The sequence below is a fragment of the Streptomyces malaysiensis subsp. malaysiensis genome, from assembly GCF_040653035.1.
In the GTDB taxonomy this organism is placed as follows: Bacteria; Actinomycetota; Actinomycetes; order Streptomycetales; family Streptomycetaceae; genus Streptomyces; species Streptomyces malaysiensis.
In genome coordinates this window covers 33,129-56,468 of sequence record NZ_JBEZNG010000021.1, presented here as the reverse complement: position 1 = coordinate 56,468, position 23,340 = coordinate 33,129, and the positions used below count along the sequence as shown (strand labels likewise).

Here is a 23,340-nt window from a genome sequence, read left to right as displayed (position 1 = left end):
GCTCCCGGTGCGCCGATCCGGCGCACCGGGCGAGAAGACACCGAGAGGAACAGACCCGAAAGGCGCTCAGGCCATGGCACAGGTGCATCATCGGTTCGCGGACATCCAGGGTCACCGGCTGTTCTACCGCGAGGCCGGTCCCGCGGACGCCCCCGCGCTCGTCCTCCTGCACGGCTTCCCCACCAGCTCGTTCATGTTCCGCCACCTCATGCCGCGGCTGGCGGACGGCTATCACCTCATCGCCCCCGACCACCTGGGCTTCGGCTTCTCCGACGCCCCGGGCGTCGATGACTTCGACTACACCTTCGACGCCCTCACCGACCTCACCGCCGGTCTCCTCGGCCATCTCGGCCTCGACCGCTATGCCCTCTACGTCCAGGACTACGGCGCGCCCATCGGCTGGCGCCTGGCCCTGCGCGCCCCGGAAGCGGTCACCGCGATCGTGACGCAGAACGGCAACGCCTACGACGAGGGTTTCGTGGAGGACTTCTGGCGACCGGTGTGGGCCTATCAGCGGGATCAGGGCCCGGAGAACGAACAGGCCATCCGCCAGGCCCTCTCCCTGGACCTGATCAAGTGGCAGTACGTCACCGGAGTCCCCGACGAGAGCCTGGTCAGCCCCGACACCTGGCACCACGACTTCCAGCAGGTGTCCCGGCCCGGCAACGATCTCGTCCAGCTCAAGCTCTTCCGGGACTACGCCACCAACAGCCCCATGTACCCCCGGGTGCATGAGTACTTGCGCGCCCACCAGCCGCCCCTGCTCGCCGTATGGGGCCGGAACGACCCCATCTTCGGCCCCGCCGGCGCCCGTGCCTTCGTACGCGACAATCCGAAGGCCGAGGTGCGCCTTCTGGACGGCGGTCACTTCCTCCTCGAAACCGCCCTGGACGAGGTGGCCCCCATGATCCGCGAGTTCCTCGGCACCCGTGTGCCCGCACGCTGAACCACGCGCACACCGCCGTGCCGGTCGGTCCGCGGCCGCTCAGGCGGCGAGCACCTTGGCCTTGGCGCGCTCGTACTCCTCGGGCGTGAGATCGCCGTGGTTCTTGAGCTCCACGAGGTGCGCGAGCTCCTCGGCCCGGCCCGTGGTGGCGGTCGTCCGCATGACCTCCCGGAAGTCCGCCTCCGCCTTCTCGGCCCGCTTCATCTCGCGCACGCCCATCTCCCGGCCACGTGCCACCAGGTACACGAAGACGCCGAGGAAGGGCAGCACCAGGACGAAGACGGTCCAGCCCGCCTTGGCCCATCCGCCGAGCGAGTCATCGCGGAAGAGATCGGCGAGCACGCGGAACAGCAGAAACAGCCACAGGACCCACAGAAAGACCCACATCGTGGTCAGAAAAATATTCAGCAGCGGGTAGTTCATCGTCCGCCTCCCATCGGCCACGCCCGGCGCGACCGTGAGCGCCCCGCCGGGCCCCACCTCTTCAGCTTACGGCGCCGCATCCGGCGCAGCGCCGGATGCGGTGGCGGCGGCGGGTGGATAGGACTTGAGGTGCGGGAGCGTCGTCGGTCGGCGAAGGCCGGAAGGGCGGGCGAGCCATGGAGCTCCAGGTTCTTCCCCTGGCCGTCACCATGATGGCGGGGCCGCAGATCGTGGCCGCCGTCATCCTGGTGACCACGGCCCGGCCGGTACGGGTGTGCCTGGCGTTTCTGCTGGGGGTGGCGGTCGCCACGGCGGTGGGAGTCGCCCTCGCCCGGTGGATCTTCGCGCTGCTGGGGCAGTCGGTCGCACCGGGCAGCCCGTCCGATCGAGGTGCGGCCGCGACCATCGTGCAGCTGGTGCTGGTGGGGCTGCTGGCGCTGGTGGCCGTGAAGAACGTGGTGAAGCGCCGCACGGTCGAACCGCCGAAGTGGCTGGGCTCGCTCCTGGAAGCCGGTCCCCGTAAGGCGCTCACGACCGGCTTTCTGATCATCCTGTTCATGCCGTCCGACATCGCGGTCATGCTGACCGTGGGGGCGAATCTGGAGCAGCACGGGGCGGAGTGGACCGCGGCGCTGCCGTTCATCGCCGCCACCGTGCTGATCGCGGCACTGCCGCTGCTGGTCTATCTCCTCCTCGGCGGCCGGGCGCAGCGCGCGATGCCCCGGGTCCGGCAGTGGCTCACCACCCATAGCTGGGTGGTCAACGCCGCCGCGTGCCTGATCTTCATCGCGCTCATCCTGGCCCCCTGACGTCCTGCGAGCCGGCCCTGACGACCCATGGACGGCCCCCTGACGGCCGGGTCGGCCGACTACCGGCCCTAACCGCCCCTGCCCGGCGCCCCGGAGCGGCCCGTGGCGGCCAGGAGGGCGATCACCGCGAGGGCGGCCAGCAGGATCAGCACCAGGAAGAGCACCGTCAGTACGGTGGGGTGGTTCCACAGGGCGAACACCGCGACCGGCACCAGCAGGACCCCCGTCGTCAGTCCCCGCCGGTGGTCGGCGGTCCAGGTGCCCGCCCGGCCGGTGCTCATCCCATGGGCCACACCCCAGCGGGCCGCGCCGTCGGCGAGGATCTCGGCCCGGCCGCGTACCGTGCTCGGCAGCCGCCCCGGGCCGACCAGATAGGCGCCCAGCGCGACCACGACGCCGAGCACCAGAACGGTGAGCACGGTGACCCGCAGGAAGCGCACCACCGTGTCGAAGAGGACCGAGGCGGCCTCCCTGGACAGCACGCCCGTCGGCACATGGTCGAGGTAGTAGCGGCGGCCCACCACGAGGGCCGCCGCCAGGGCGAGGGAGGCGAGCGCCGTGCCCAGGGCCGCGCGGGCGAGCGCCCGGCGGCGCCGGTGCGCGAGCAGCACTCCGGTGCCGCCGAGGGTCACCGTCAGCGCGGGCAGCCAGTTGCCGGCCAGATCGAGGAGGCGGGCCGAGCGTCTGATGGTGTCGAGCCGGTCGGAGTGGAAGAGGACGAGCCGCTGGTGGATGTCCGGGATCCCGGTCACCGCGGGCAGCCCGGCGTCCACCAGCTGCTGTCTGACCCGCTCCACGGCGGCGCCGACGTTGAGGGTGACGGCGTGGCCCTCGACGCCGACCGGCCCGCCGCCCTTGCCGGTGAGGGCGCCCACGACGGCGGTGTGGGCGGCCCGGTTGGCGCCGGTCCACACGGCGGGGAACTGCTCACTGCGCACGATGTGGGCGGCCACCTTCCGCACCGCCTGGTCCAGGGCCGAGTCCAGCTGCGGGGCCAGCCCCTCGATGGTCTCGGCGGCCCGTTCCGGAAGGCCATGGGCGCGCAGCCAGGAGGCGATGTCGGCGGTGACCTCCCGGCTGTTGTGGCGGATGTCGACGGCCTGGCTGACCTGTTCCACGGCGGTGTTCTGGATCGCCGGGTCCTTCGCGAGCGGCGCGACCGTCGCCACGTAGCGGTCGGTGTCCAGGACGATGTCATGGACCCACACCGTCAGCACGGACACCGGTACGAGGAGACAACCGAGCAGGATCAGCAGGGCCGACACGGCGCTTCTGGCCATGACACCCATCTCCCGCCTTCCCCGGCGGGGCCGCATCCCGGGTGACACATGCGGGTGAGCGGATATGGCCAAGCGGATCAGCGGGCCCGGCGGACCGGGCGGAGGAGTGGACCTCGGCGGATCGGCCGCCCCGGCGGACCACCGGGCGGATCCGTGGTCCCCGGCGGATCCACGGGCTCCTACGGATCACCGATTCCGCGGATCACCGGTTCGCACGGATCCACGCGAAACGGATCCACGCGAAACCGGCGGGCGCTCACGGTTCGGCGGGCTCCCGCCGAACCATGGATTCCGGCGCCCCGGCCGCCTCCTCCGTCAGGACGCGGCCGGAGCCCGCCCCGCCAGCGCGTCGAGTTCCGCGCGGCCCAGGCCCGTCAGCCGCTCGACCTCGGCGCCGTCGAGGGCCCCGCAGTCCAGCCCGCGCACCAGATGGCCGCTGAGCGCCTTGGCGGTGGCCGGTTCGTCGGCGATGCCGGTGCCGCCGGCCGTACGGGCCGCATACGCGGCGAGCCGCTCCGCCGCGGCCTCCAGGCCCTCGCGGTAGAACGCGTAGACGGCGGCGTAGCGGGTGGGGAGATGGCCCGGGTGCATGTCCCAGCCCTGGTAGTACGCGCGCGCCAACGACCGCCGGACCAGGCGGTGGTGGAGCCGCCAGGCGTCGTGCACCCGCTCGGTGGGGCCGACCGGCAGGACGTTGGTCGAGCCGTCCGAGAGCCGTACGCCGGTGCCGGCGGCGGCGACCTGCATCACCGCCTTGGCGTGGTCGGCGGCGGGGTGGTCCATGGACTGGTGGGCGGCGCCGACCCCACAGGCGGCGCTGTAGTCGAAGGTGCCGTAGTGCAGCCCGGTGGCGCGCCCCTCGGCCGCGTCGATCATCCGGGCGACGGTGGCGCGGCCGTCGGGGCCGAGGATGGACTGGGTGGTCTCGATCTGGATCTCGAAGCCGATGCGGCCCGGGGCGAGCCCGTGGGCCTTCTCGAACTCCTCGCACAGCCGGGCCATCGCGGTGACCTGCTCGGCGTACGTCACCTTGGGGAGGGTGAGCACCAGACCGTCCGGCAGTCCTCCGGCGGCCATCAGTCCGGTGAGGAAGATGTCGAGGGTGCGGATGCCGCGGTCGCGTACGGCGGCCTCCATGCACTTCATGCGGATGCCCGCATAGGGCGGCGCGGTGCCCGCCGCGGAGGCGGCCGCGACGAGCGAGGCGGCGCGGGCGGCCGCGGCGTCCTCCTCGGCGTCGGGGCGGGGGCCGTAGCCGTCCTCGAAGTCGATGCGCAGGTCCTCCACGGGCTCGCGCTCCAGCTTGGCCCGCACCCGGGTGTGGACGGGTCCGGCGAGGTCGTCGGGGAGGCCGAGGACGGCGGCGAAGGAGGCGGCGTCGGGGGCGTGCCGGTCGAGGGCCGCCAGCGCCTGGTCGCCCCAGTCGCGCACCGTACCGGCGGTGAGGAGGTCGGCGGGGACGTAGACGGTGTGGACGGGCTGACGGGTGCCCGGGTCGCCGGGGTAGCGGCGGGCGAGCTCGGCGTCGACGGCGGCGAGGGAGTCGGCGATGGACGCCCGTACGGCACCGGGCAGGCTGGTCCGCACCGTCTCCTGGGGCTCAGGTTCCATGTCCGCTCCTCCGCCCTTCCGCCATCCCCGCCACATTCCGCGTGATGGAAACGACAATCCGGAACGCGAAGTTATCCGGACGCTCAACGGCAGGTCAACACCCCCTCGGCAGACGCGGGGCCCCGTACGCGCATCGCGTACGGGGCCTCGTGGAAACGCCTTGCGGGGACCGCGGGGGATCAGCCCTTGCGGGTCTTGACCTCCTCGGTGAGCTGCGGGACGACCTCGAAGAGGTCGCCCACCACGCCGTAGTCGACCAGGTCGAAGATCGGGGCCTCGGCGTCCTTGTTGACGGCCACGATGGTCTTGGAGGTCTGCATACCGGCCCGGTGCTGGATCGCGCCCGAGATGCCCGCCGCGATGTAGAGCTGCGGCGAGACGGTCTTGCCGGTCTGGCCGACCTGGTTGGTGTGCGGGTACCAGCCCGCGTCCACCGCGGCACGCGAGGCACCGACAGCCGCGCCGAGGGAGTCGGCGAGAGCCTCGACGACGGGGAAGTTCTCCGCGCCGCCCACCCCACGGCCGCCGGAGACCACGATCGCGGCCTCGGTCAGCTCCGGGCGGCCCGTCGACTCGCGCGCCGCACGGGAGACGACCTTCGTACCGGTCGCCTTGTCGGAGAAGGACACGCTCAGCGCCTCGACCGCGCCCGCGGCCGGAGCGGCCTCCACGGCGGCCGAGTTCGGCTTGACCGTGATCACCGGAGTGCCCTTGGAGACCCGGGACTTGGTGGTGAAGGCGGCGGCGAACACCGCCTGCGTGGCCACCGGGCCCTCGTCGCCGGCCTCCAGGTCCACGGCGTCGGTGATGATGCCCGAGCCGATGCGGACCGCGAGCCGGGCCGCGATCTCCTTGCCCTCCGCGGAGGACGGGAACAGCACGGCGGCCGGGGACACGGCCTCGTACGCGGCCTGGAGCGCGTCCACCTTCGGGACCACCAGGTAGTCGGCGTACTCGGACGCGTCATGGGTCAGGACCTTCACCGCGCCGTGCTCGGCGAGGGCCGCGGCGGTGTCGGCGGCACCGGAGCCGAGGGCGACGGCGACGGGCTCGCCGACGCGGCGGGCCAGGGTCAGCAGCTCCAGGGTGGGCTTGCGGACGGCGCCGTCCACGTGGTCGACGTAAACAAGGACTTCAGCCATGGGAATCGCTCTCCTGCGACATGCGAAAGATCTGGGGGGTAGGGGCGGCGCGGCTCAGATGAACTTCTGACCCGCGAGGAATTCGGCGAGCTGCTTGCCGCCCTCGCCCTCGTCCTTGACGATCGTGCCGGCGGTGCGGGCCGGACGCTCGGTGGCGCCGTCCACGGCGGTCCAGGCGCCCTCGAGACCGACCTCGTCCGACTCGATCTCCAGGTCCTCGAGGTCCCAGGACGCCACCGGCTTCTTCTTCGCCGCCATGATGCCCTTGAACGACGGGTAACGGGCCTCACCGGACTGGTCGGTCACCGACACCACCGCCGGAAGCCGCGCCTCCAGCTGCTCGGTCGCGGTGTCCCCGTCACGGCGCCCCTTCACGGTGCCGTCCTCGACCGACACCTCCGCCAGCAGCGACACCTGCGGGACGCCCAGGCGCTCCGCCAGCATCGCCGGGAGCACGCCCATGGTGCCGTCGGTGGAGGCCATCCCGCAGACCACCAGGTCATAGCCGGTCTTCTCGATGGCCTTGGCCAGCACCAGCGAGGTGCCCAGCGCATCGGTGCCGTGCAGATCGTCGTCCTCGACGTGCACGGCCTTGTCCGCACCCATCGACAGCGCCTTGCGCAGCGCGTCCTTGGCGTCCTCCGGACCGACGGTCAGCACGGTGATCTCGGCGTCGTCGGCCTCATCGGCGATCTGGAGAGCCTGCTCGACCGCGTACTCGTCCAGCTCCGAGAGCAGGCCGTCCACATCGTCGCGATCGACGGTCAGGTCTTCGGCGAAGTGCCGGTCGCCGGTGGCGTCGGGCACGTACTTAACACAGACAACGATCCTCAAGCTCACGCCGGCTCTCCTACTGCATCGTCTCTACCGAGCTGCCTTGTTGCTGGCAGCATAGGCGCCTTCGGGGGCGGGACCCGGGCGGTACCGCGGGCGGTTTCCTGCCGGGGCGGCCCATGCACCGCAGCAAAATATTACTCGTCAGTACACCCAGCTCATTCCCCGGATGCAAGCCGCTTGAACTGTGACCTTGCCAACGGCCGCGATCAGCCGCGGGAGTACGGCCGATCAGCGGCGGGAGTGCGCGCCGGCGGGCGGCTCAGTCCCGGAGCGCGTTGAAGCGGCCCTGGTGGTAGAGCAGCGGACGGCCCGCCCCGGCCGCGGTACCGGTGGTCACCTCGCCGATCAGCACCCGGTGGTCCCCGGCCGGTATCCGGGCCACCACCCGGCACACCAGCCACGCCAGCACCCCGTCGAGCACCGGTACGCCCTCCGGTCCCGAGCGCCAGCGGGTGGCCGGTCCGAAGCGGTCGGCACCGCTGCGCGCGAAGGTCGCGGCCAGCTCCCGCTGGTGCTCGCCCAGGATGTGGACGCCGACGTACTCGGCCTCGGAGAGCACCGGCCAGCTCGAGGAGCCGGTGCCCACTCCGAAGGAGAGCAGCGGCGGCTCGGCGGCGACGGAGGAGAGGGAGGTGGCGGTGAAGCCGACGGGGCGGCTGCCCCGGGCGGTGATCACAGCCACGCCGGAGGCGTGCCAGCGGAAGACGGAGCGGAAGATGTCGGTCGTCGCGATCGGGGACGTGCCGAGGTCATGCGTTGCCGTCATGGGGTCATCCTTCTGCCGGAGGATACGGGCGGGGGCGGTGCTTGTCGTCGGTCGCTCACCCGCCCGGACACCGCGCACCCGCGACCCGCACCAGGTCCACGTGCGCGCATCCGTAGGGAAGCAGTCCAGGCAGCATGACGTTCACCCTGGCCACGCCGGGTGCGGACCGTCAAGTGGGGCCGGGCTCGGTAGCTCACACGGCTTCACCCAGAGCGGCGATCACATCGGCTCGGCGCGGCTGCCCGGAGGCCCGCCGTACGATCCGCCCGGCGGCGTCGAGCACCAGCACGGTGGGGGTACGGGCGATGCCCAGCGCCCTGACGAGCTCCAGCCGCGACTCGGCGTCGATCTCGATATGCGCCACGCCGGCCACCATCGCGGCCACTTCGGACAGCGTCCGCCGGGTGGCCCGGCAGGGCTGGCAGAATGCGCTGGAGAACTGGACCAGCGTCGCCCGCTCGCCCAGCTCCGCGTCCAGCTCGGCGGCGCCCAGCCGCCGGCTCCCGTCGCCGTCTCGCACCTGTCCCCTTCCGGTCGGGCCTCCCTCGTGCAGCGTCCTGGGCGGCCCGGAGATTCCCCGGCGGCTCTCCGACGTGATGAGGATCTCCCGGCCGGGAGGCGCCGCCCGGTAGCACAAAGGGATGACATCGGGCACCATCTGCCAGAAGCCGGAAACCTACGGCCGCGTAACTTCCGCCGGGAGAACCCTCCCAAGGGCATACGGATGAAGGGTCCTCAATGGCAGAGCTCGTCTACCCCCCGGTGATCGGCGTCGCCCGCACCATGTTCAAGGCGCTCGATCTGCGCTTCGACATCAAGGGCACCGAGAACGTCCCGGAGCGGGGCGGCGCGGTTCTGGTGAGCAACCACATCGGCTATCTCGACTTCGTCTTCTGCGGGCTGACCACCCGTCCGGCGAAGCGGCTGGTGCGGTTCATGGCGAAGGAGTCGGTCTTCCGGCACAAGGTCTCCGGGCCGCTGATGCGCGCGATGAAGCACATTCCGGTGGACCGCGCGGCGGGCATGGACGCGTACAAGCACGCCCTGAAGTCGCTGCGCTCCGGCGAGATCGTCGGCGTCTTCCCGGAGGCGACGATCTCGCAGTCCTTCACCCTCAAGAACTTCAAGTCGGGCGCGGCCCGGCTGGCGCAGGAGGCGGGGGTCCCGCTGCTGCCGATGGCTCTGTGGGGCACACAGCGGCTGTGGACCAAGGGCCACAAGCGGGCGCTGGGCCGCCATCACTTCCCGATCACGATGCGGGTCGGCGAGCCGATGGAGGCCGACCCGACCGAGCCCTCGGACACCCTGACCGAGCGGCTGCGCACCCGGGTGCAGGATCTGCTGGAAGCGGCGCAGCGGGCGTATCCGGTGCGGCCCAAGGGCCCGGAGGACACCTGGTGGGTCCCGGCCCATCTGGGCGGCACCGCCCCCACTCCGGCCGAGGCCGTGGCCCTGGACCGGCGCCGGTAGGCCGGTGGCCTCACCGGCGCCCGATCCGCCGGTGACGCAAACTCACGGCCGATACGCCGGTGACGCGGAGACTCACGGGCGGGCCCGGCGGCCCGCCCGGCGCGCGTATGTCCGGACAGGCGCCGGCTAGCGGCCCATCTCCTCCTTGAGGGCGGTGATGAAGCCGTCCACGTCCTCCTCCGTGGTGTCGAAGGAGCACATCCAGCGCACATCGCCCGCGGTCTCGTCCCAGAAGTAGAAGCGGTAGCGCTTCTGGAGGCGCTCGCTCACCTCGTGCGGGAGGCGGGCGAAGACCGCGTTGGCCTGGACCGGGTGGAGGATCTTCACTCCGTCCACCGAGCGCACGCCGTCGGCCAGCCGCCGGGCCATGGTGTTGGCGTGGCGGGCGCTGCGCAGCCACAGGTCGCGGGCGAGCAGCGCCTCCAGCTGGACGGAGATGAACCGCATCTTGGACGCCAGCTGCATGGACAGCTTGCGCAGATGCTTCATGGCGCGCACCGCGTCCGGATCGAGGACGACGACGGCCTCGCCGAAGAGCATTCCGTTCTTGGTGCCGCCGAAGGACACGATGTCGACGCCCGCCGCGTTGGTGAACGCGCGCATCGGCACGTCCAGCGCCGCGGCCGCGTTGGCTATCCGGGCGCCGTCGAGGTGGACCTTCATCCCGCGCTCATGGGCGTGGTCACAGATGGCGCGGATCTCGTCCACCGTGTAGACGGTGCCGAGCTCGGTGTTCTGGGCGATCGAGACGACCTGCGGCATCGCCCGGTGCTCATCGTCCCAGCCCCACGCCTGGCGGTCGATGAGCTCGGGGGTGAGCTTGCCGTCCTCGGTGGGGACGGTGAGCAGCTTCAGCCCGCCGACGCGCTCGGGCGCCCCGCACTCGTCGACGTTGATATGGGCGCTCTCGGCGCAGATGACCGCGCCCCAGCGGTCGGTGAGGGCCTGGAGCGCGACGACGTTGGACCCGGTTCCGTTGAAGACCGGGAACGCCTGCGCGTGCGGGCCGAAGTGGCTGCGCATGACGAACTGGAGATGCGCGGTGTAGTCGTCCTCGCCGTAGGAGACCTGATGGCCTTCGTTGGCGAGGGCGAGCGCGGCGAGGATCTCCGGGTGGACGCCGGCGTAGTTGTCGCTGGCGAAGCCGCGTACCTCGGGATCGTGGTGGCGGCGGGCGTCGGTCCTCACGGCTTGGGGGTCAGCCACTGGCGGGTTCCGTTCACTTCCCGGGCGGGCCGGTCCCAGAGTCCGGTGATGGCCTCGGCCAGCTCCTTGACATCCGTGAAGCCCGCGAACTTCGCGTTGGGGCGCTCCGCCCGCATGGCGTCGTGCACCAGCGCCTTCACCACCAGGATGGCAGCGGCCGCCGACGGTCCGCCTTCGCCCCCCAGTTTGCGGAAGGAGTCGGCGAGCGCGAGCGTCCATGCCTCGGCGGCGGCCTTGGCGGCGGCGTACGCGGCGTTGCCCGCGGTGGGCCGGGACGCGCCCGCCGCGCTGATCAGCACATAGCGGCCCTTGCCGCTGCGCAGCAGAGCGTCGTGGAAGGCGAGGGAGGTGTGCTGGGCGGTCCGGATCAGCAGATTGTGCAGGGTGTCCCAGTCGGCGAGCGGGGCGTCGGCGAAGGTCTTGCTGCCGCGCCAGCCGCCGACCAGGTGGATCAGCCCGTCGACCCGGCCGAACTCCTTCTCGGTGCGGTCGGCCCAGGAGCGGGCGGCGTCGAGGTCGAGCAGGTCGACCGTCTCACCGGTGACGCTGGCGCCGCCGTGGGCGTAGCGCGCCGCGTCCACGGCCTCGGCCAGCCGCGCCGGGTCGTAGTCGGAGGCCACGACGGTGGCGCCGGCCTCGGCGAGGCGGAGCAGCGTGGCCCGGCCCGCGGGGCCGGCCGCGCCGGCCACCGCCACCACCGCACCGTCCAGCGGCCGCTCGCCCGGCTCGTTCGGGCTGGGGCTCGATGTCGGTGTGGTCATGCTCGCTGCCTCCTCGTCCTTCCCCGCCCGGGCGCCGTGCGCCGCCGCGGGGCTCATGCCGCCGCCGGTAGGTCGCTGCCGGCCGTGATCCCCTTGGTGGAGGCGACCACGTCACGCAGCTTCTTCGCAAGCGCCTCGTAGAACATGCTCAGCGGAAACTCGTCGGGGAGCACGTCGTCGACGAGCTTGCGCGGCGGCTGGGTCAGGTCGAGGGCTTCGGGGCCCTTGGCCCAGACCGAGCCGGGGTGCGGTGCGAGGTAGGTCGACACCAGCTCGTACGCCTTGAACCAGTGGACCAGCTTGGGCCGGTCGATACCGTCGCGGTACAGCTTCTCGATCTCGCCGCACAGCTGGTTGGTGGCCTGCGAGGCGCGGGACCAGTCGATGTGCAGGGTGTTGTCCGTCCAGCGTACGACGTCGTGCTGGTGGAGGTAGGCGAAGAGCAACTGGCCGCCGAGCCCGTCGTAGTTACGGACCCGGGCGCCGGTGACGGGGAACCGGAACATCCGGTCGAAGATCACCGCGTACTGGACGTCACGGCCCTGCGCCACGCCCTCGCCCTCCAGCCGCACGGCCTCCTTGAATGCGGTGAGGTCGCAGCGCAGCTCCTCCAGCCCGTACATCCAGAACGGCTGCCGCTGCTTGATCATGAAGGGGTCGAACGGCAGGTCGCCATGGCTGTGGGTGCGGTCGTGGACCATGTCCCACAGGGCGAACGCCTCCTGGCAGCGGCGCTGGTCGGCCAGCATGTCCCGGATGTCGTCGGGGAGTTCCAGCCCCAGGGCCCGGACGGCGGCCTCGCTGACCCGGCGGAAGCGGGCCGCCTCGCGGTCGCAGAAGATACCGCCCCAGGTGAACCGCTCGGGGGCCTCGCGGACGGCGATGGTCTCCGGGAAGAGCACCGCGGAGTTGGTGTCGTAGCCGGAGGTGAAGTCCTCGAAGGCCAGGCCGCAGTAGAGCGGATTGTCATAGCGGGCGCGCTCCAGCTCGGCCAGCCAGTCCGGCCAGACCATGCTCAGCACCACGGCCTCCAGGTTGCGGTCCGGGTTGCCGTTCTGCGTGTACATGGGGAAGACCACGAGGTGCTGGAGGCCGTCGGCGCGCATACGGGCGGGCTGGAAGGCGAGCAGCGAGTCGAGGAAGTCGGGGACGCCGAAGCCCTCCTCGGTCCAGCGGCGCAGATCCGCGATGGCCGCCCGGTGGTAGTCGGCGTCGTGCGGAAGCAGCGGGGCGAGCGCCTCGACGGCCTCGATCACCCGGGCAACGGTCGCCGCGGCGGTCTCCCGGGTGGGTGCGCCCTCGGCGTCGAAGTCGATGGAACCGTCCTTGGACTGCCACGGGCGAAACGTTTCGACAGCGTCTTTGAGGATCGGCCAGGCCGGATGTTCGACCACACGCTCTGCGGACAGAACGCCACCTTCAGCTATCACGGACGAAAAGATTTCCGTCATGGCCACTCCTTCACCGAAGAAACTCGCGTATGACCACCGTATCTATGGACACTCCCTCGCTCAAGCGACGGTACGGGAAATCGTCCTGCGTCACACCCGCACCACCGCAGTTTTTCCTGCCCCCATCGGCTCGGCTCATGCCACGGCCCCGCTTGAACTCTCCCGTCATGATCGGCCGGTATGGTGTGCGCCGGTCCGGGCGGCCCGTCCGCCGCGAGCCGATGATTCCGCCTTCCCACTGCCTCCCCCGACCCGACGAAGACGACCCGGCGAAGGCCGTCGAGGGCCGTCAGAAGAGCGAGACAGCGTTGACATTTCTCACCATCGGACACCGCGGAGTGATGGGTGTCGAGCCGGAGAACACTCTGCGCTCCTTTGTCCGCGCCGAGCACGAGGGCATGGACGTCATCGAACTGGACCTGCACCTGAGCAAGGACGGCGCGCTCGTGGTGATGCACGACGCGGATGTCGACCGCACCACCGACGGCAAGGGCCCGATCAGCGACTTCACCCTCGCCGAGCTGCGTGAGCTGGACGCCGGGCAGGGTGAGCGGATCCCGGTCTTCGAGGAGGTCGTGGACGCCGTGAAGGCGCCCCTTCAGGCCGAGATCAAGGACACGGCGGCCGCCCGCGCGCTGGCCGGGGTGCTGGACCGCCGCGATCTGCTGGACCGGGTGGACATCCTGTCCTTCCACGACGAGGCGCTCGCCGAGATCCGCACTCTGCTCCCGACCGCCCGCACCGCGCTCGTGGCCAGCCGCTACGGGCTCGATGTGATCGACCGGGCGCACGCCGTCAGCGCCGGGATGCTGGTGCTCAATGTCCGCAGGCTCACCCTGGAGCTGGTGGAACGGGCGCACGCCGCCGACCTCAGGGTCATCGGCTGGACCGTGAACACCCCCGACCATCTGAAGCTGGTCCGGGGCCTCCGCCTGGACGGCGCCACCACCGACTTCCCGGAGATCCGGCGGGCGGCACGCTTCACGGCATGACGCCCGCGCAGGTCCACGGCGTGGTGCCCGTGCGGGCCGCCTTCACCCGTACGGCGCAGGCGGCGCGGCGGCGCTCGGAGGCGCTCAGCGGGGTGCCCGGAGGCGCTCAGCCGGGTACCCGGAGGCCCTCAGCCGAGGGGCTTGATCAGCAGCTCGAACTCGAGGTCGGCGCGGCGCGGCACGCCGAAGCGCTCATCGCCGTACGGGAACGGGGTCATCCGGCCGGTACGGGCGTAGCCGCGCCGCTCGTACCAGGCGATCAGCTCTTCACGGGCGGAGATCACCGTCATACGCATCTCCGTCACCCCCCACTCCGCCCGCGCGAACCGCTCGGCCTCGGAGAGGATCACCTTGCCCAGGCCCCCGCCCTGGAGCGCGGGCCGGACCGCGAACATGCCGAAGTAGGCGTGGTCGTCGCGGTGCTCGAGCTGGCAGCAGGCGACCAGCTCACCGTCCCGCTCGACGATCATCATCCGGCTGCCCTCGCCCCGCACCACGGCCGCGACACCCTCCGGGTCGGTGCGCTGCCCGTCCAGGATGTCCGCCTCCGTGGTCCATCCGGCGCGGCTGGCGTCCCCTCGATAGGCCGACTCGATCAGCTCCACCAGCCCCGCCACATCGGCTTCGGTGGCCGGGCGGAAGGTGAGCGGGGCGGTGGCTCGTACGGTGGCGTCCGCGGTGTCCATGGTGTCGACAGGGTCCCTTCGGCGATCGGTGGCGGCAAATAGACCTTAACCCGCTCCGAACGGGCCGGGTTGCGTATGGTCGCGGACATGGTTCACGTACTGAGCAGCCGCGTCCTGCTGCGGCCGATGGACCCCGAGCGCTCGCGGGCGTTCTACGGCGAGGCCCTGGGCCTGGAGATCTACCGGGAGTTCGGGACGGGCCCCGAGCGCGGCACGGTCTACTTCCTCGGCGGGGGCTTCCTCGAGGTCTCGGGCCGCTCCGAAACCCCACCCGCCCCGGGCCTCCAGCTGTGGCTCCAGGTGGCGGACGCGGCGGCGGCGCACAAGGAGCTCACCGCGCGGCGGGTGGAGGTGCTGCGGCCACCGAAGAAGGAGCCGTGGGGGCTGGTGGAGATGTGGATCGCGGATCCGGACGGCGTTCGTATCGCGGTCGTGGAGGTCCCCGAGGACCATCCGCTGCGCTACCGGCCCTGAGTCCTCCTGGGGTTCACGGTCCGGATGTGCGCGACGCCGTGCCTCGCCGTGCCGGAGCTTGCGTGACGCGGCTCGCCCGGGTGCCGTCCGCCCGCCACGGCTCGGGGAGGCCGGGGGTGGTGGGGCGGACGGCGGGCGGTGTCGGGGAGGGGGATCAGCCGGGCTGGCTGTTCTCCTTGTGCTCGCCCCAGCCGTGCCAGCGGTCGATCTCGATCCAGGCGCTGACCCTGCCGCGGTCCCGCCGCGGGTACTCCCGGCCGAGGTACTGCCGGGACAGCCGGTCGATACCGGTCAGATCCTTGTCGTCCTCGATCTCGACGACCCGGCCGATGAGGCTGATGTGGTTGTACCAGTTCGCCTCGTCGATGACGGTGAGCGTGACCCTGGGGTCGTTGCGGATATGGCTGAGCCGCTTGCGGCCCTCGTCCATGTTGACCAGGACCCGGCCGTCGTCCCAGAGGTACCAGGTGGCGGTGGACACCGGCTGGCCGTCGGAGCGGATCGTCGCGATCACGGCCGGATTGGGCTTCTCGAGCATGGCGACCGCGGCCTCGGGAAGCGGTGGGTTCGACACGGGCTCTCCTCCTCTTGGAACAGACGTTCTCTTGGAATGGGCGTTCACGACCCGTGGTGCGGCTGGGGCCTGCATGATCCACGGCCGCATGTCTCACGGTGCCACACCGCGCCCCGCGCTCCCTATCACTCCGCGCCACTCCGCACGCCTCGCGCTCCCCCACTGCGCCCGTGCGCTCCCGTGTGTGGTGGCGCCGCAGGGGATGTCTCCTGGTAATACGTCCCTCTTCCGGGAGGTGTGCCGTGCACGGAAGTCCGCTCGTCGGCTGGCTGCTGGTCGCGCTGTGCGCGGCCACGGGTGCCTACTGTCTGCTTCAGATGCGCGGTGAGCCGCCCGGTCCGGTGCGGCGGATCGCGGCCGCCGAGGCGCTGATGGGGTGGGGCATGGCGGCGATGGCGGTGCCGTCCACCGCGCTGGACCCACGGCCCTGGGGTCCGCTCGCCTTCGCGGGAGTCTTCGCCGTGGCCGCCGTAAGGGCCCTGCTGCCCGTGGAGCGGGGCGCGGGGTTCCCGGGGCACCGTCTGCACCACGCCGTCGGAGCGCTGGCGATGGTCTATATGGCGCTCGCGATGATGGTGGGCGGCACGGGCGGTCACCATCACACCGGTCCGATGGCCCCGGACCGGATGGCGGGCGGGGTGCCGCTCCTGACCGGGGTACTGCTTCTGTACTTCGCGGTCTACGTCGTACGGTCCGGGCTGCGGCTCATACCGCTGACGGACGGCGCCGTGGACGGCGCGGGGGCCGGTCCGTCCGGCGCCGACTGGTCGCGGCGGCCCGAGCTGCGGCATGCGTGCAGGCTGTCGATGGGGATAGGGATGTTCGCGATGCTGGTCACGCTGTGACCGGCGCTGCGGCCGCGTCGTGGCCACACCGTGGTGTGCGTCACTTCCCCGTCGTGACCGTACCCGGCCCCGGCGTCGCGATCATAGGCTGACCGCCATGATGGTCCCGTTCGCGCTGATGGGCCTCGGCGCACTGGCGGCGGCAATGGCGCCGCGCCTGCTCTCCCGCTCCGACTGGATCGACCGCGAACCTGTGCTCGCCCTCTGGGTGTGGCAGTGCGTGGTCGTCGGGGTGCTCCTGTGCTGTGCGCTGACCATGGCGCTCACGGCGGCGGCCGCCTGGGACGCCGTACGCGGCAATGTCTTCGCCCCGGCGCCCAAGGGCGTGGTGGAGGCGTACGCGCTGTCCGGCTACGGGCCGCTGGCCGCGCCCATCGCCCTGGTGCTCGCCTTCGGGGCCGTCTGGAGCGCGGTGATGCTCACCCGCGAGATCGGCCGCGCCCGCGCCTGGCGCAAGCAGCACCGCGCCGAACTCCTCGTCCGCTCCCCCGTCCTGCCCGGTGAGGAGCCCAGCGGGGAGCGTCTGGTCGTCCTGGAGAGCGAGAAGCCGGACGCCTGGTGGCTGCCGGGCACCACGCCCCAGCTCGTCATCACCACGGCGGCGCTGCGCCGCCTCAAGGGCCGTCGGCTGGACGCCGTGATCGCCCATGAGCAGGGCCACGCCCGCGCCCGCCACCACTGGCTGCTGCACTGCTCGGGCGCGCTGGCCACCGGCTTTCCGCAGGTGACCATGTTCGCGGCGTTCCGCGACGAGGTGTACCGGCTGGTCGAACTGGCCGCCGACGACTCCGCGTCACGGCGCTTCGGGCGGACGACCACCGCGCTCGCGCTCGTCGAACTCAACGAGGACCGCGGGGTGTTCGGCCCCTGCCCCAGCGCGCTCGCCCAGGTTCCACAGCGGGTGGACCGGCTGCTGGCCCCGGCCTCCCGCCTTCCGGTGGCGCGCCGCTGGCGCCTTACGGCCACCGCGGCGCTCGTCCCTGTCGTCCCGCTCCTGGTCACCCTGGTCCCGGCGCTGCGGGTGCTGGGGTAGCCGCCCGCGGCGCACAAAGCCGCCCGGCCTGTGGCCGCCCAGCCCATCACCAGCCCATCACAAGGGTCCCCGGCCGGGCCTACCAGGGCCCCCTGGCTCCGGGGCCGCCGCGGGGGCTTCCCGGCCTCCCCGACCGCCGTGAGGACCCCCGGCATCCCGGACGACCGTAAGGGCAGTGGTCTCCCGGATGACGGTAAGGACCCCTGGTCTCCCGGACGACCGTAAGGACCCCAGGACTCCCAGCCCGCCATAAGGGCCTCCTGGCCCCGGGGCCCGCCCGTCGGCGATCATCGACCCATGCAGCCGGCAACCCTCCACCGCCGAGCCGCCCTCACCGCGGCCGTGTTCACCGCACTTTTCCTGGTGCTGCTCGCCCTGGTGGCCACCCATTGGGGGCCATTGGGAAGCACCGACCGGGACATCGTCGTCGCCCTGCACCGCTCCGCCGTGGAGCACCACGGCTGGACCAAGGCCAACAGAGTGCTCACGGACTGGGTCTGGGACCCCTGGACGATGCGTGCGCTGCTGGCCGTGGCCGTGGGATGGCTGCTGTGGCGCCGGGAGTGGCTTCTCGCCCTCTGGGTCGCCGTCACGGCGGCGGCGGGCACGGCGCTGCAACAGGCGATCAAGGCCGGCGTCGACCGGGCACGTCCCCAGTGGCCGGATCCGGTGGACTCGGCGCACTACGCGGCCTTCCCGTCCGGCCACGCCCTGACCACCACCGTCACCTTCGGGCTGCTGCTGTGGCTGCTGACGCTGCACGGGGCGCCCACGAAGTGGCTGCGGCTCCTGGCCGTCGTGGCCGCCGTGTCCGTGCTGGGGGTCGGCTTCACCCGCCTCTATCTGGGCGTCCACTGGCCCAGCGACGTCCTGGCCGGCTGGCTGCTGGGCGCGGCGCTGGTGTACGCGGCGATCGCCTCGTACGGCTGCGTCCGGAGCCGTACGAACGAGCGCCGGGCGTCCCCCGAGGGGAAAGTGCGGTCATGAGCGATCGTCGGCGGGAGGGGCACGCCTCCCGCCGACGCCTCCGGGGCCACGAGCCGCGCGGGCGGCCCGCCGCACACCTCAAGGGGATCGTCGTTCCCGCAGATCGCTTGCCTTGACCCCGAGCAGCAGCAGGGCGACGGCGAGCAGCACGATGCCGGCGCTGATCTGAAGGCCGAGGGCGAGGCTGCCGGTGCCGGCCTGGATGAAGCCGAGCAGGGACGGGGAGGCGGCAGCGGCGAACGAGCCCATCGAGGTGACGAGGGCGATGCCGGTGGCTGCCGCGCGCTCTCCCAGGTAGATGGAGGGGATCGAGTAGAACACGGTGAGGCCGGAGTAGTGGGCCGCGGCGAGGACCGCCAGCAGCGCCACGACGACGATGACGCTGCCGCTGGACACCGAGAGCGCGACCATCGCGAGGGCGGCCACGGTCCAGCTGAGGGCCGCGTGCCAGCGGCGTTCGAGGGTGCGGTCGGAGTGCCGTCCCACGATCAGCATGACCACGATGCCGAGCAGGGGCGGCAGGGCGGAGAAGAGCCCGAGGTCGAGGACGTCGCCGACGCCCGCCTCGGCGATGATTCTCGGCGTCCAGAACGATACGGCGTTGGCCAGGGTGTAGGCGCCGCAGGCGCACAGACCGATGATCCACACCTTGGGGTCCCGCAGCGCGATACGCAGACCGCCGTGCCCGCCGGCCGCCTCCTCGTCGCCCTTGCGCCGCTGGTCCGCGTCGAGGTCCGCGCGTACGGCAGCCCGCTGCGCGGGGGTCAGCCACCGCGCCTGTCCGGGTTCGTCGACGAGCCACAGGAGGACGACCCCGGCGAGCACGATCGGGGGGATGCCCTCGATGACGAAGAGCCACTGCCAGTCGGCGAGGCCGGCGACGCCGCCGAAGGTGTGCATGATGCCACCGGACATCAGGGAGCCCACGACGCCGGAGATGGGCACGCCCGCGAAGAACACCGCGGTCATGCGGGTGCGCCGGTCGGAGGGGAACCAGCGGGACAGGAAGTAGAGCGCCCCGGGGAAGAAACCGGCCTCGGCGACCCCGAGGAGGAACCGGGCGATGTAGAAGGTGATCTCGTTCTGGACGAGTGATGTGGCGACGGTGACGGCGCCCCAGGACGCCATGATGCGCACGAGCGTCTTACGGGCGCCGATCCGGGCGAGCAGGGCGCTGCTGGGCACCTCGAAGAGGATGAAGCCGACGAAGAAGAGGGTCACGCCCAGGCCGTAGACGGCGGAGCCGAAGCCGAGGTCGCGTTCGAGGCCCTGCTGGGCGATGCCGATGTTGGTGCGGTCGATGAAGCTCACGACGTAGCAGATGACCAGGAGCGGCATGAGGCGCCAGGCGATCGTGCGGTAGGTCGCGGTGCGGTCGACCGAGGATGCTTCGGCGGCGTCGGTGTCCTGGGATCCGGTGAGGGTTGAAGGGTCGGCCACGACGTACGACTCCTTTGCGATGAGCGGCTGCGTCACCGGGGCGGCGAGCGGTGCGAGTTTCCGCCGCTTCCGTTGATAAAGTCAACACTTCCTACGGAGATACCATGCCGCCCATGGTGAAACGTGAGGGTGGCGGAGACCTGGTACCGATCTCCGAGCTGCTGTCCTACCGGCTGTCGCGCACATCGTCGGCACTGTCGCGCAGCGCGGCCCTGAGGTACCGCCGCGAGTTCGACGTGAGCCTCGGCGAGTGGCGCTCGATCGCATTGATCGCGGCCGACCCGACTCTGACCCTCAACCGCCTGGCCCGGCGGGCGGGGCTGGATAAAGCGCAGGTTAGCCGGGTGGTACGAGGATTGGTGGAGCGGGGTCTGGTCAGCCGGACCGCAGGCCCGGGACGCAGCCGCCAACTCGCCCTCACCGAGGCCGGGCTGACGGTGTACCGGGGCCTGATCACGGCGGCGAACGAGCGGGACGCGGCCTTCGCGGAGGTCCTCTCCGACGAGGAGGCACGGGCGCTGGGGCGCGCCCTGGACAAGCTCACCGATCTCGCGCTGTCTCTGGAACGACGGGAGCGGGATCAGCTCGACGACGCTTAAGTGTTGACTTTATCAACAAAGGAGGGGTAGTTGTGGTGAGGTCATCCATGAGGAGGTGGCTCGATGACCGACGCGGTCACGATCTGCGAATGCTTCGCCCGGGACGGGCTCCAGCACGAACCCGCGTTCGTGCCCACCGAAACCAAGATTGCCCTGCTGGAGGCATTCGCCGACGCCGGCTTCCGCCGCATCGAGGCGACCGGCTATAGCCATCCGCGGTGGGTTCCCGCCTTCGCCGACGCGAGCGATGTGCTGGCGGGCGTCACCCACCGCCCCGGTGTGGCGTTCAAGGCGACGTGTCCCAACCCGCGGGCCGTCGAGCGCGCCCTGGCCGACCTCGAACGCGGAGCGGGCGCCGAGGAGTTGAGCCTGCTGGTGTCGGCCAGCGAGAGCCATACGCGGAAGAACCTGCGCACCACGCGGGAGCGGCAGTGGGAGCGTGTCGCCGAGATGGTCGCGCTGGCCGGCGGCCGGTTCCGGCTGATCGGGGTGGTGTCCGTGGCGTTCGGCTGCCCCTTCGAAGGCCCCGTCGACCCGGGCCGGGTCGCCGAGGACGTCGCCCGTCTCGTCGACCTCGGCGCGGACGCCGTCACCCTGGGCGACACCACCGGCGTCGCCACCCCCGCGGCCGTCACCGGCCTCTTCGCCCGGCTGGACCGGGCCCACCCCGGACTGCCGGTCGTCGCCCACTTCCACAACACCCGCGGCACGGCCATCGCCAACGCGGTCGCCGCCCTGGACGCGGGCTGCCGCCACTTCGACAGCGCCCTGGGCGGCGTCGGCGGCCATCCGTCGCGGATCGGCTACGGAGCCGGCCTCACCGGAAACGTCTGCACCGAGGACCTGGTGAGCCTGTTCGAGGCGATGGGGGCCGACACCGGTATCGACCTCGACGCGCTCGCCGCCGCCTCCCGGGCCTGCGAAGAGGCGCTGGGCCGTCCCCTGCACAGCATGGTGGCCCGCGCCGGCTTCGCCCGCTCCGCGGCCGCCGCCTGACCCGCCCCACCCCCCACGCATCCCCGAGGAGAATCTTCCGTGACCGTCACGACCAGCGGGCAGCCGGCCGACACGGACGAAGCGGCCGCCGATGTGCTGCTCGTCGAGGACCGCGGCCCGGTCCGCGTCCTCACCCTCAACCGCCCCGACAAGCTCAACGCGCTGAACACCGCGCTCACCCGGGCCCTGAGCACCGCGCTCACCGCGGCCGAGGACGACGGTGAGGTCCGTGCCGTCGTCCTCACCGGCGCCGGCCGCGGTTTTTGCGCGGGCGCCGACCTGTCGGAGTTCTCCACCCTCACTCCGGACGAACCGGACGCCGTCCTGGAGCGGGCGGCGCTCACCGCGCGCCTTCAGACGCAGATGCAGCGGATGGGCACACCGGTCGTCTCCGCGGTGCGCGGCGCCGCGGTGGGCGGTGGCGCCGGGCTCGCCGTCGGCGCCGATATGGCCATAGCCGGCACGGACCTGAAGTTCGGCTACCCCGAATTGCGGCACTCGATCGTGCCCGCCCTGGTCATGACCGGGCTCCAGCGTCACCTGGGCCGCAAGCTCGCCTTCGAACTGATCAGCACGGGCCGGCTGCTCTCGGCCTCCGAGGCCGCGGCGCACGGTCTGGTGAACCGCGTCGTCGAACCGGACCAGGTGGTCGAGGCCGCGCTCGGCACAGCCGAGCGGTGGGCCGCCGTGGAGCCCCGCGCCATCCACGCGGCCAAGGACCTCTTCTACCGCGTCGCCGATCTGCCGACCGAGGCCGCGATGCGGGCCGGACAGGACGTCAACGCACTGATGCGGGGGTTCCGCCGGTGAGCGCGCACCCCACGCCCGGCCCGCTCGACGGCATCACCGTCCTCGACTTCTCGCGGGTCCTGGCCGCCCCGCTGGCCACCCAGATCCTCGCCGAGCTGGGAGCCACCGTCATCAAGGTCGAACGTCCCGGCGGCGGCGACGAGACCCGTGGCTTCGAGCCTTGTCTGCCACACGGCGAGAGCGCCTACTTCTTCGCGTTCAACCGCGGCAAACGCTCGATCACCCTCGACCTCAAGGACCCCCGGGGCCAGGACCTCGCCCGCCGCCTCGCCACCCGCGCCGACGTCGTCGTCGAGAACTTCCTGCCCGGCGCCATGGAGCGGCTGGGACTGGGATACGACCGGCTCGCCGCGGACAACCCGGCGCTGGTGTACGTGTCCGCCACCGGTTTCGGGCAGAGCGGCCCCGACCGCGCCCGCAAGGGCTACGACACCGTCTTCCAGGCGCTGTCCGGCGTCATGGCGATGACCGGGGAACCGGACGGGCCGCCCAGCAAGGCCGGGATCCCGGTGGCGGACATGACCTCCGGACTGTGGGTCGCCATCGCCGCGCTCACCGGTCTGGCCGGGCGTGCCGCCTACGGCCGCGGCCGCCACTACGACGTCTCCATGATGGACGTCCAGCTCAGCCTTCAGGCCCTCAACGCGGCGCGGCTGTTCGCCCTGGACGAGGATCCGGTGCGCACCGGCACCCAGCACCCCGGCCGGGTCCCGTCCGCCGCGTTCCGGACGGCAGACCGCGGCTGGCTGCACATCAGCGGCAGCGACCAGCACTGGGCACCGCTGTGCGCCGTCCTCGGTCTCGCCGACCTCGCCGCCGATCCCGGTCTGCGGCACAACGCGGGGCGCGTCGCCGAGCGCGACCGCGTCATGACCGCCCTGCGGACGGCCATCGCGGGACGGGACCGCGATCCGCTGCTCAAGGAGTTGCGCGCCGCCGACATCCCGGCCGGCGAGGTGCGCGGCGTCCGTGAGGCCCTGGCCGACCCGCACACGCGGGCACGGGACGTCGTCGCGGAATTCGAGCACCCCACCGAGGGCACCTTCCGCGCCCTGCGCACCCCGCTGCGGGAGACCACCGGCGCACCGCCGCCCGCCGCCGCCCCACCGCTGCTGGGCGCCGACACCGACGCGGTGCTCACGGAGCTCGCCGGGCTCGACCGCGGCGAGATCGACGGCCTGCGGGCCTCGGGGGTGATCTGA

Annotated in this window: 25 protein-coding genes; 12 read left to right on the top strand and 13 right to left on the bottom strand. The window is 71.9% G+C overall.

Features of this window, described 5'->3' with window-relative positions; genetic code table 11:
• The first annotated feature begins 73 nt into the window (after positions 1-73).
• On the top strand, positions 74-946 hold the full coding sequence (locus tag AB0E24_RS32885) for an alpha/beta fold hydrolase (protein ID WP_147966301.1): 873 nt from the start codon (positions 74-76) through the stop codon (positions 944-946).
• A gap of 39 nt (positions 947-985) precedes the next feature.
• Here the strand turns inward: AB0E24_RS32885 and AB0E24_RS32880 are convergent, their stop codons facing one another.
• A complete protein-coding gene (locus AB0E24_RS32880) occupies positions 986-1,369 on the bottom strand; it encodes an SHOCT domain-containing protein (RefSeq protein ID WP_099012767.1) in 384 nt (127 codons plus the stop codon).
• Positions 1,370-1,545: 176 nt separating this feature from the next.
• Here AB0E24_RS32880 and AB0E24_RS32875 point away from each other — a divergent pair, with 176 nt between their 5' ends.
• A complete protein-coding gene (locus tag AB0E24_RS32875; RefSeq protein ID WP_100808066.1) occupies positions 1,546-2,178 on the top strand; it encodes a GAP family protein in 633 nt (210 codons plus the stop codon).
• A gap of 68 nt (positions 2,179-2,246) precedes the next feature.
• Here AB0E24_RS32875 and AB0E24_RS32870 read toward each other — a convergent pair whose 3' ends face one another.
• The 6 genes from AB0E24_RS32870 to AB0E24_RS32845 form a co-directional block, all read right to left on the bottom strand.
• Positions 2,247-3,458, bottom strand: a complete 1,212-nt coding sequence (locus AB0E24_RS32870) for a hypothetical protein (RefSeq protein WP_069871508.1) — start codon at positions 3,456-3,458, stop codon at positions 2,247-2,249.
• A gap of 315 nt (positions 3,459-3,773) precedes the next feature.
• Complete coding sequence (locus tag AB0E24_RS32865) at positions 3,774-5,069, bottom strand: DUF6986 family protein (RefSeq protein ID WP_359382483.1); 1,296 nt, start codon at positions 5,067-5,069, stop codon at positions 3,774-3,776.
• A 179-nt stretch (positions 5,070-5,248) separates the two neighbouring features.
• On the bottom strand, positions 5,249-6,211 hold the full coding sequence (locus AB0E24_RS32860; RefSeq protein WP_079256600.1) for an electron transfer flavoprotein subunit alpha/FixB family protein: 963 nt from the start codon (positions 6,209-6,211) through the stop codon (positions 5,249-5,251).
• A 54-nt stretch (positions 6,212-6,265) separates the two neighbouring features.
• Complete coding sequence (locus tag AB0E24_RS32855) at positions 6,266-7,051, bottom strand: electron transfer flavoprotein subunit beta/FixA family protein (protein ID WP_069871251.1); 786 nt, start codon at positions 7,049-7,051, stop codon at positions 6,266-6,268.
• A gap of 256 nt (positions 7,052-7,307) precedes the next feature.
• Positions 7,308-7,814: a flavin reductase family protein gene (locus tag AB0E24_RS32850; protein WP_359382480.1), complete on the bottom strand. Its 507-nt coding sequence runs from the start codon at positions 7,812-7,814 to the stop codon at positions 7,308-7,310.
• A gap of 193 nt (positions 7,815-8,007) precedes the next feature.
• Positions 8,008-8,367, bottom strand: a complete 360-nt coding sequence (locus tag AB0E24_RS32845) for a TlpA family protein disulfide reductase (RefSeq protein WP_359382635.1) — start codon at positions 8,365-8,367, stop codon at positions 8,008-8,010.
• Positions 8,368-8,552: 185 nt separating this feature from the next.
• Between AB0E24_RS32845 and AB0E24_RS32840 the strand changes: the two genes are divergently transcribed.
• Positions 8,553-9,284 (top strand): lysophospholipid acyltransferase family protein, encoded by a 732-nt coding sequence (locus AB0E24_RS32840; protein WP_069871243.1) that lies wholly within the window; start codon positions 8,553-8,555, stop codon positions 9,282-9,284.
• A gap of 126 nt (positions 9,285-9,410) precedes the next feature.
• Here AB0E24_RS32840 and AB0E24_RS32835 read toward each other — a convergent pair whose 3' ends face one another.
• From AB0E24_RS32835 to AB0E24_RS32825, 3 genes are read right to left on the bottom strand one after another with little or no spacing between them, the layout of a single operon-like run.
• A complete protein-coding gene (locus AB0E24_RS32835; RefSeq protein WP_069871241.1) occupies positions 9,411-10,472 on the bottom strand; it encodes a threonine aldolase family protein in 1,062 nt (353 codons plus the stop codon).
• Complete coding sequence (locus AB0E24_RS32830; RefSeq protein ID WP_087684161.1) at positions 10,469-11,251, bottom strand: SDR family NAD(P)-dependent oxidoreductase; 783 nt, start codon at positions 11,249-11,251, stop codon at positions 10,469-10,471. Before AB0E24_RS32830 ends, AB0E24_RS32835 begins: the two co-directional genes overlap by 4 nt.
• A 53-nt stretch (positions 11,252-11,304) precedes the next feature.
• Complete coding sequence (locus AB0E24_RS32825) at positions 11,305-12,702, bottom strand: DUF6421 family protein (protein WP_359382476.1); 1,398 nt, start codon at positions 12,700-12,702, stop codon at positions 11,305-11,307.
• A 308-nt stretch (positions 12,703-13,010) separates the two neighbouring features.
• Between AB0E24_RS32825 and AB0E24_RS32820 the strand changes: the two genes are divergently transcribed.
• A complete protein-coding gene (locus tag AB0E24_RS32820; RefSeq protein ID WP_069871505.1) occupies positions 13,011-13,694 on the top strand; it encodes a glycerophosphodiester phosphodiesterase in 684 nt (227 codons plus the stop codon).
• 128 nt (positions 13,695-13,822) lie between these two features.
• Here the strand turns inward: AB0E24_RS32820 and AB0E24_RS32815 are convergent, their stop codons facing one another.
• Positions 13,823-14,380 carry a GNAT family N-acetyltransferase gene (locus tag AB0E24_RS32815; protein WP_347237139.1) on the bottom strand — a complete coding sequence of 186 codons (558 nt, stop codon included), beginning with the start codon at positions 14,378-14,380 and terminating at the stop codon, positions 13,823-13,825.
• A gap of 87 nt (positions 14,381-14,467) precedes the next feature.
• On the opposite strand from AB0E24_RS32815, the gene AB0E24_RS32810 reads away from it, so the two are divergent.
• The gene (locus AB0E24_RS32810) at positions 14,468-14,854 is read left to right on the top strand and encodes a VOC family protein (RefSeq protein WP_359382472.1); all 387 of its coding nucleotides are present in this window, start codon (positions 14,468-14,470) and stop codon (positions 14,852-14,854) included.
• Between the two features lie 154 nt (positions 14,855-15,008).
• Here the strand turns inward: AB0E24_RS32810 and AB0E24_RS32805 are convergent, their stop codons facing one another.
• Positions 15,009-15,428: a PPOX class F420-dependent oxidoreductase gene (locus AB0E24_RS32805; protein ID WP_079256611.1), complete on the bottom strand. Its 420-nt coding sequence runs from the start codon at positions 15,426-15,428 to the stop codon at positions 15,009-15,011.
• Positions 15,429-15,670: 242 nt separating this feature from the next.
• On the opposite strand from AB0E24_RS32805, the gene AB0E24_RS32800 reads away from it, so the two are divergent.
• The 3 genes from AB0E24_RS32800 (at position 15,671) to AB0E24_RS32790 (ending at position 18,293) form a co-directional block, all read left to right on the top strand.
• Complete coding sequence (locus tag AB0E24_RS32800) at positions 15,671-16,273, top strand: DUF5134 domain-containing protein (RefSeq protein WP_206331636.1); 603 nt, start codon at positions 15,671-15,673, stop codon at positions 16,271-16,273.
• 97 nt (positions 16,274-16,370) lie between these two features.
• Complete coding sequence (locus AB0E24_RS32795) at positions 16,371-17,306, top strand: M56 family metallopeptidase (protein WP_069871215.1); 936 nt, start codon at positions 16,371-16,373, stop codon at positions 17,304-17,306.
• A gap of 297 nt (positions 17,307-17,603) precedes the next feature.
• Positions 17,604-18,293 (top strand): phosphatase PAP2 family protein, encoded by a 690-nt coding sequence (locus AB0E24_RS32790; RefSeq protein WP_359382466.1) that lies wholly within the window; start codon positions 17,604-17,606, stop codon positions 18,291-18,293.
• A 78-nt stretch (positions 18,294-18,371) separates the two neighbouring features.
• Here AB0E24_RS32790 and AB0E24_RS32785 read toward each other — a convergent pair whose 3' ends face one another.
• Positions 18,372-19,733, bottom strand: a complete 1,362-nt coding sequence (locus AB0E24_RS32785) for an MFS transporter (RefSeq protein ID WP_069871497.1) — start codon at positions 19,731-19,733, stop codon at positions 18,372-18,374.
• Positions 19,734-19,846: 113 nt separating this feature from the next.
• Between AB0E24_RS32785 and AB0E24_RS32780 the strand changes: the two genes are divergently transcribed.
• The 4 genes from AB0E24_RS32780 to AB0E24_RS32765 all read left to right on the top strand — a co-directional run bounded on the left by AB0E24_RS32780 (position 19,847) and on the right by AB0E24_RS32765 (position 23,340).
• The gene (locus tag AB0E24_RS32780) at positions 19,847-20,332 is read left to right on the top strand and encodes a MarR family winged helix-turn-helix transcriptional regulator (RefSeq protein ID WP_069871494.1); all 486 of its coding nucleotides are present in this window, start codon (positions 19,847-19,849) and stop codon (positions 20,330-20,332) included.
• A 63-nt stretch (positions 20,333-20,395) separates the two neighbouring features.
• Complete coding sequence (locus tag AB0E24_RS32775) at positions 20,396-21,328, top strand: hydroxymethylglutaryl-CoA lyase (RefSeq protein WP_100808060.1); 933 nt, start codon at positions 20,396-20,398, stop codon at positions 21,326-21,328.
• Positions 21,329-21,367: 39 nt separating this feature from the next.
• Positions 21,368-22,138, top strand: a complete 771-nt coding sequence (locus AB0E24_RS32770; protein ID WP_206331640.1) for an enoyl-CoA hydratase/isomerase family protein — start codon at positions 21,368-21,370, stop codon at positions 22,136-22,138.
• Positions 22,135-23,340: a CaiB/BaiF CoA transferase family protein gene (locus tag AB0E24_RS32765; protein WP_359382461.1), complete on the top strand. Its 1,206-nt coding sequence runs from the start codon at positions 22,135-22,137 to the stop codon at positions 23,338-23,340. Before AB0E24_RS32770 ends, AB0E24_RS32765 begins: the two co-directional genes overlap by 4 nt.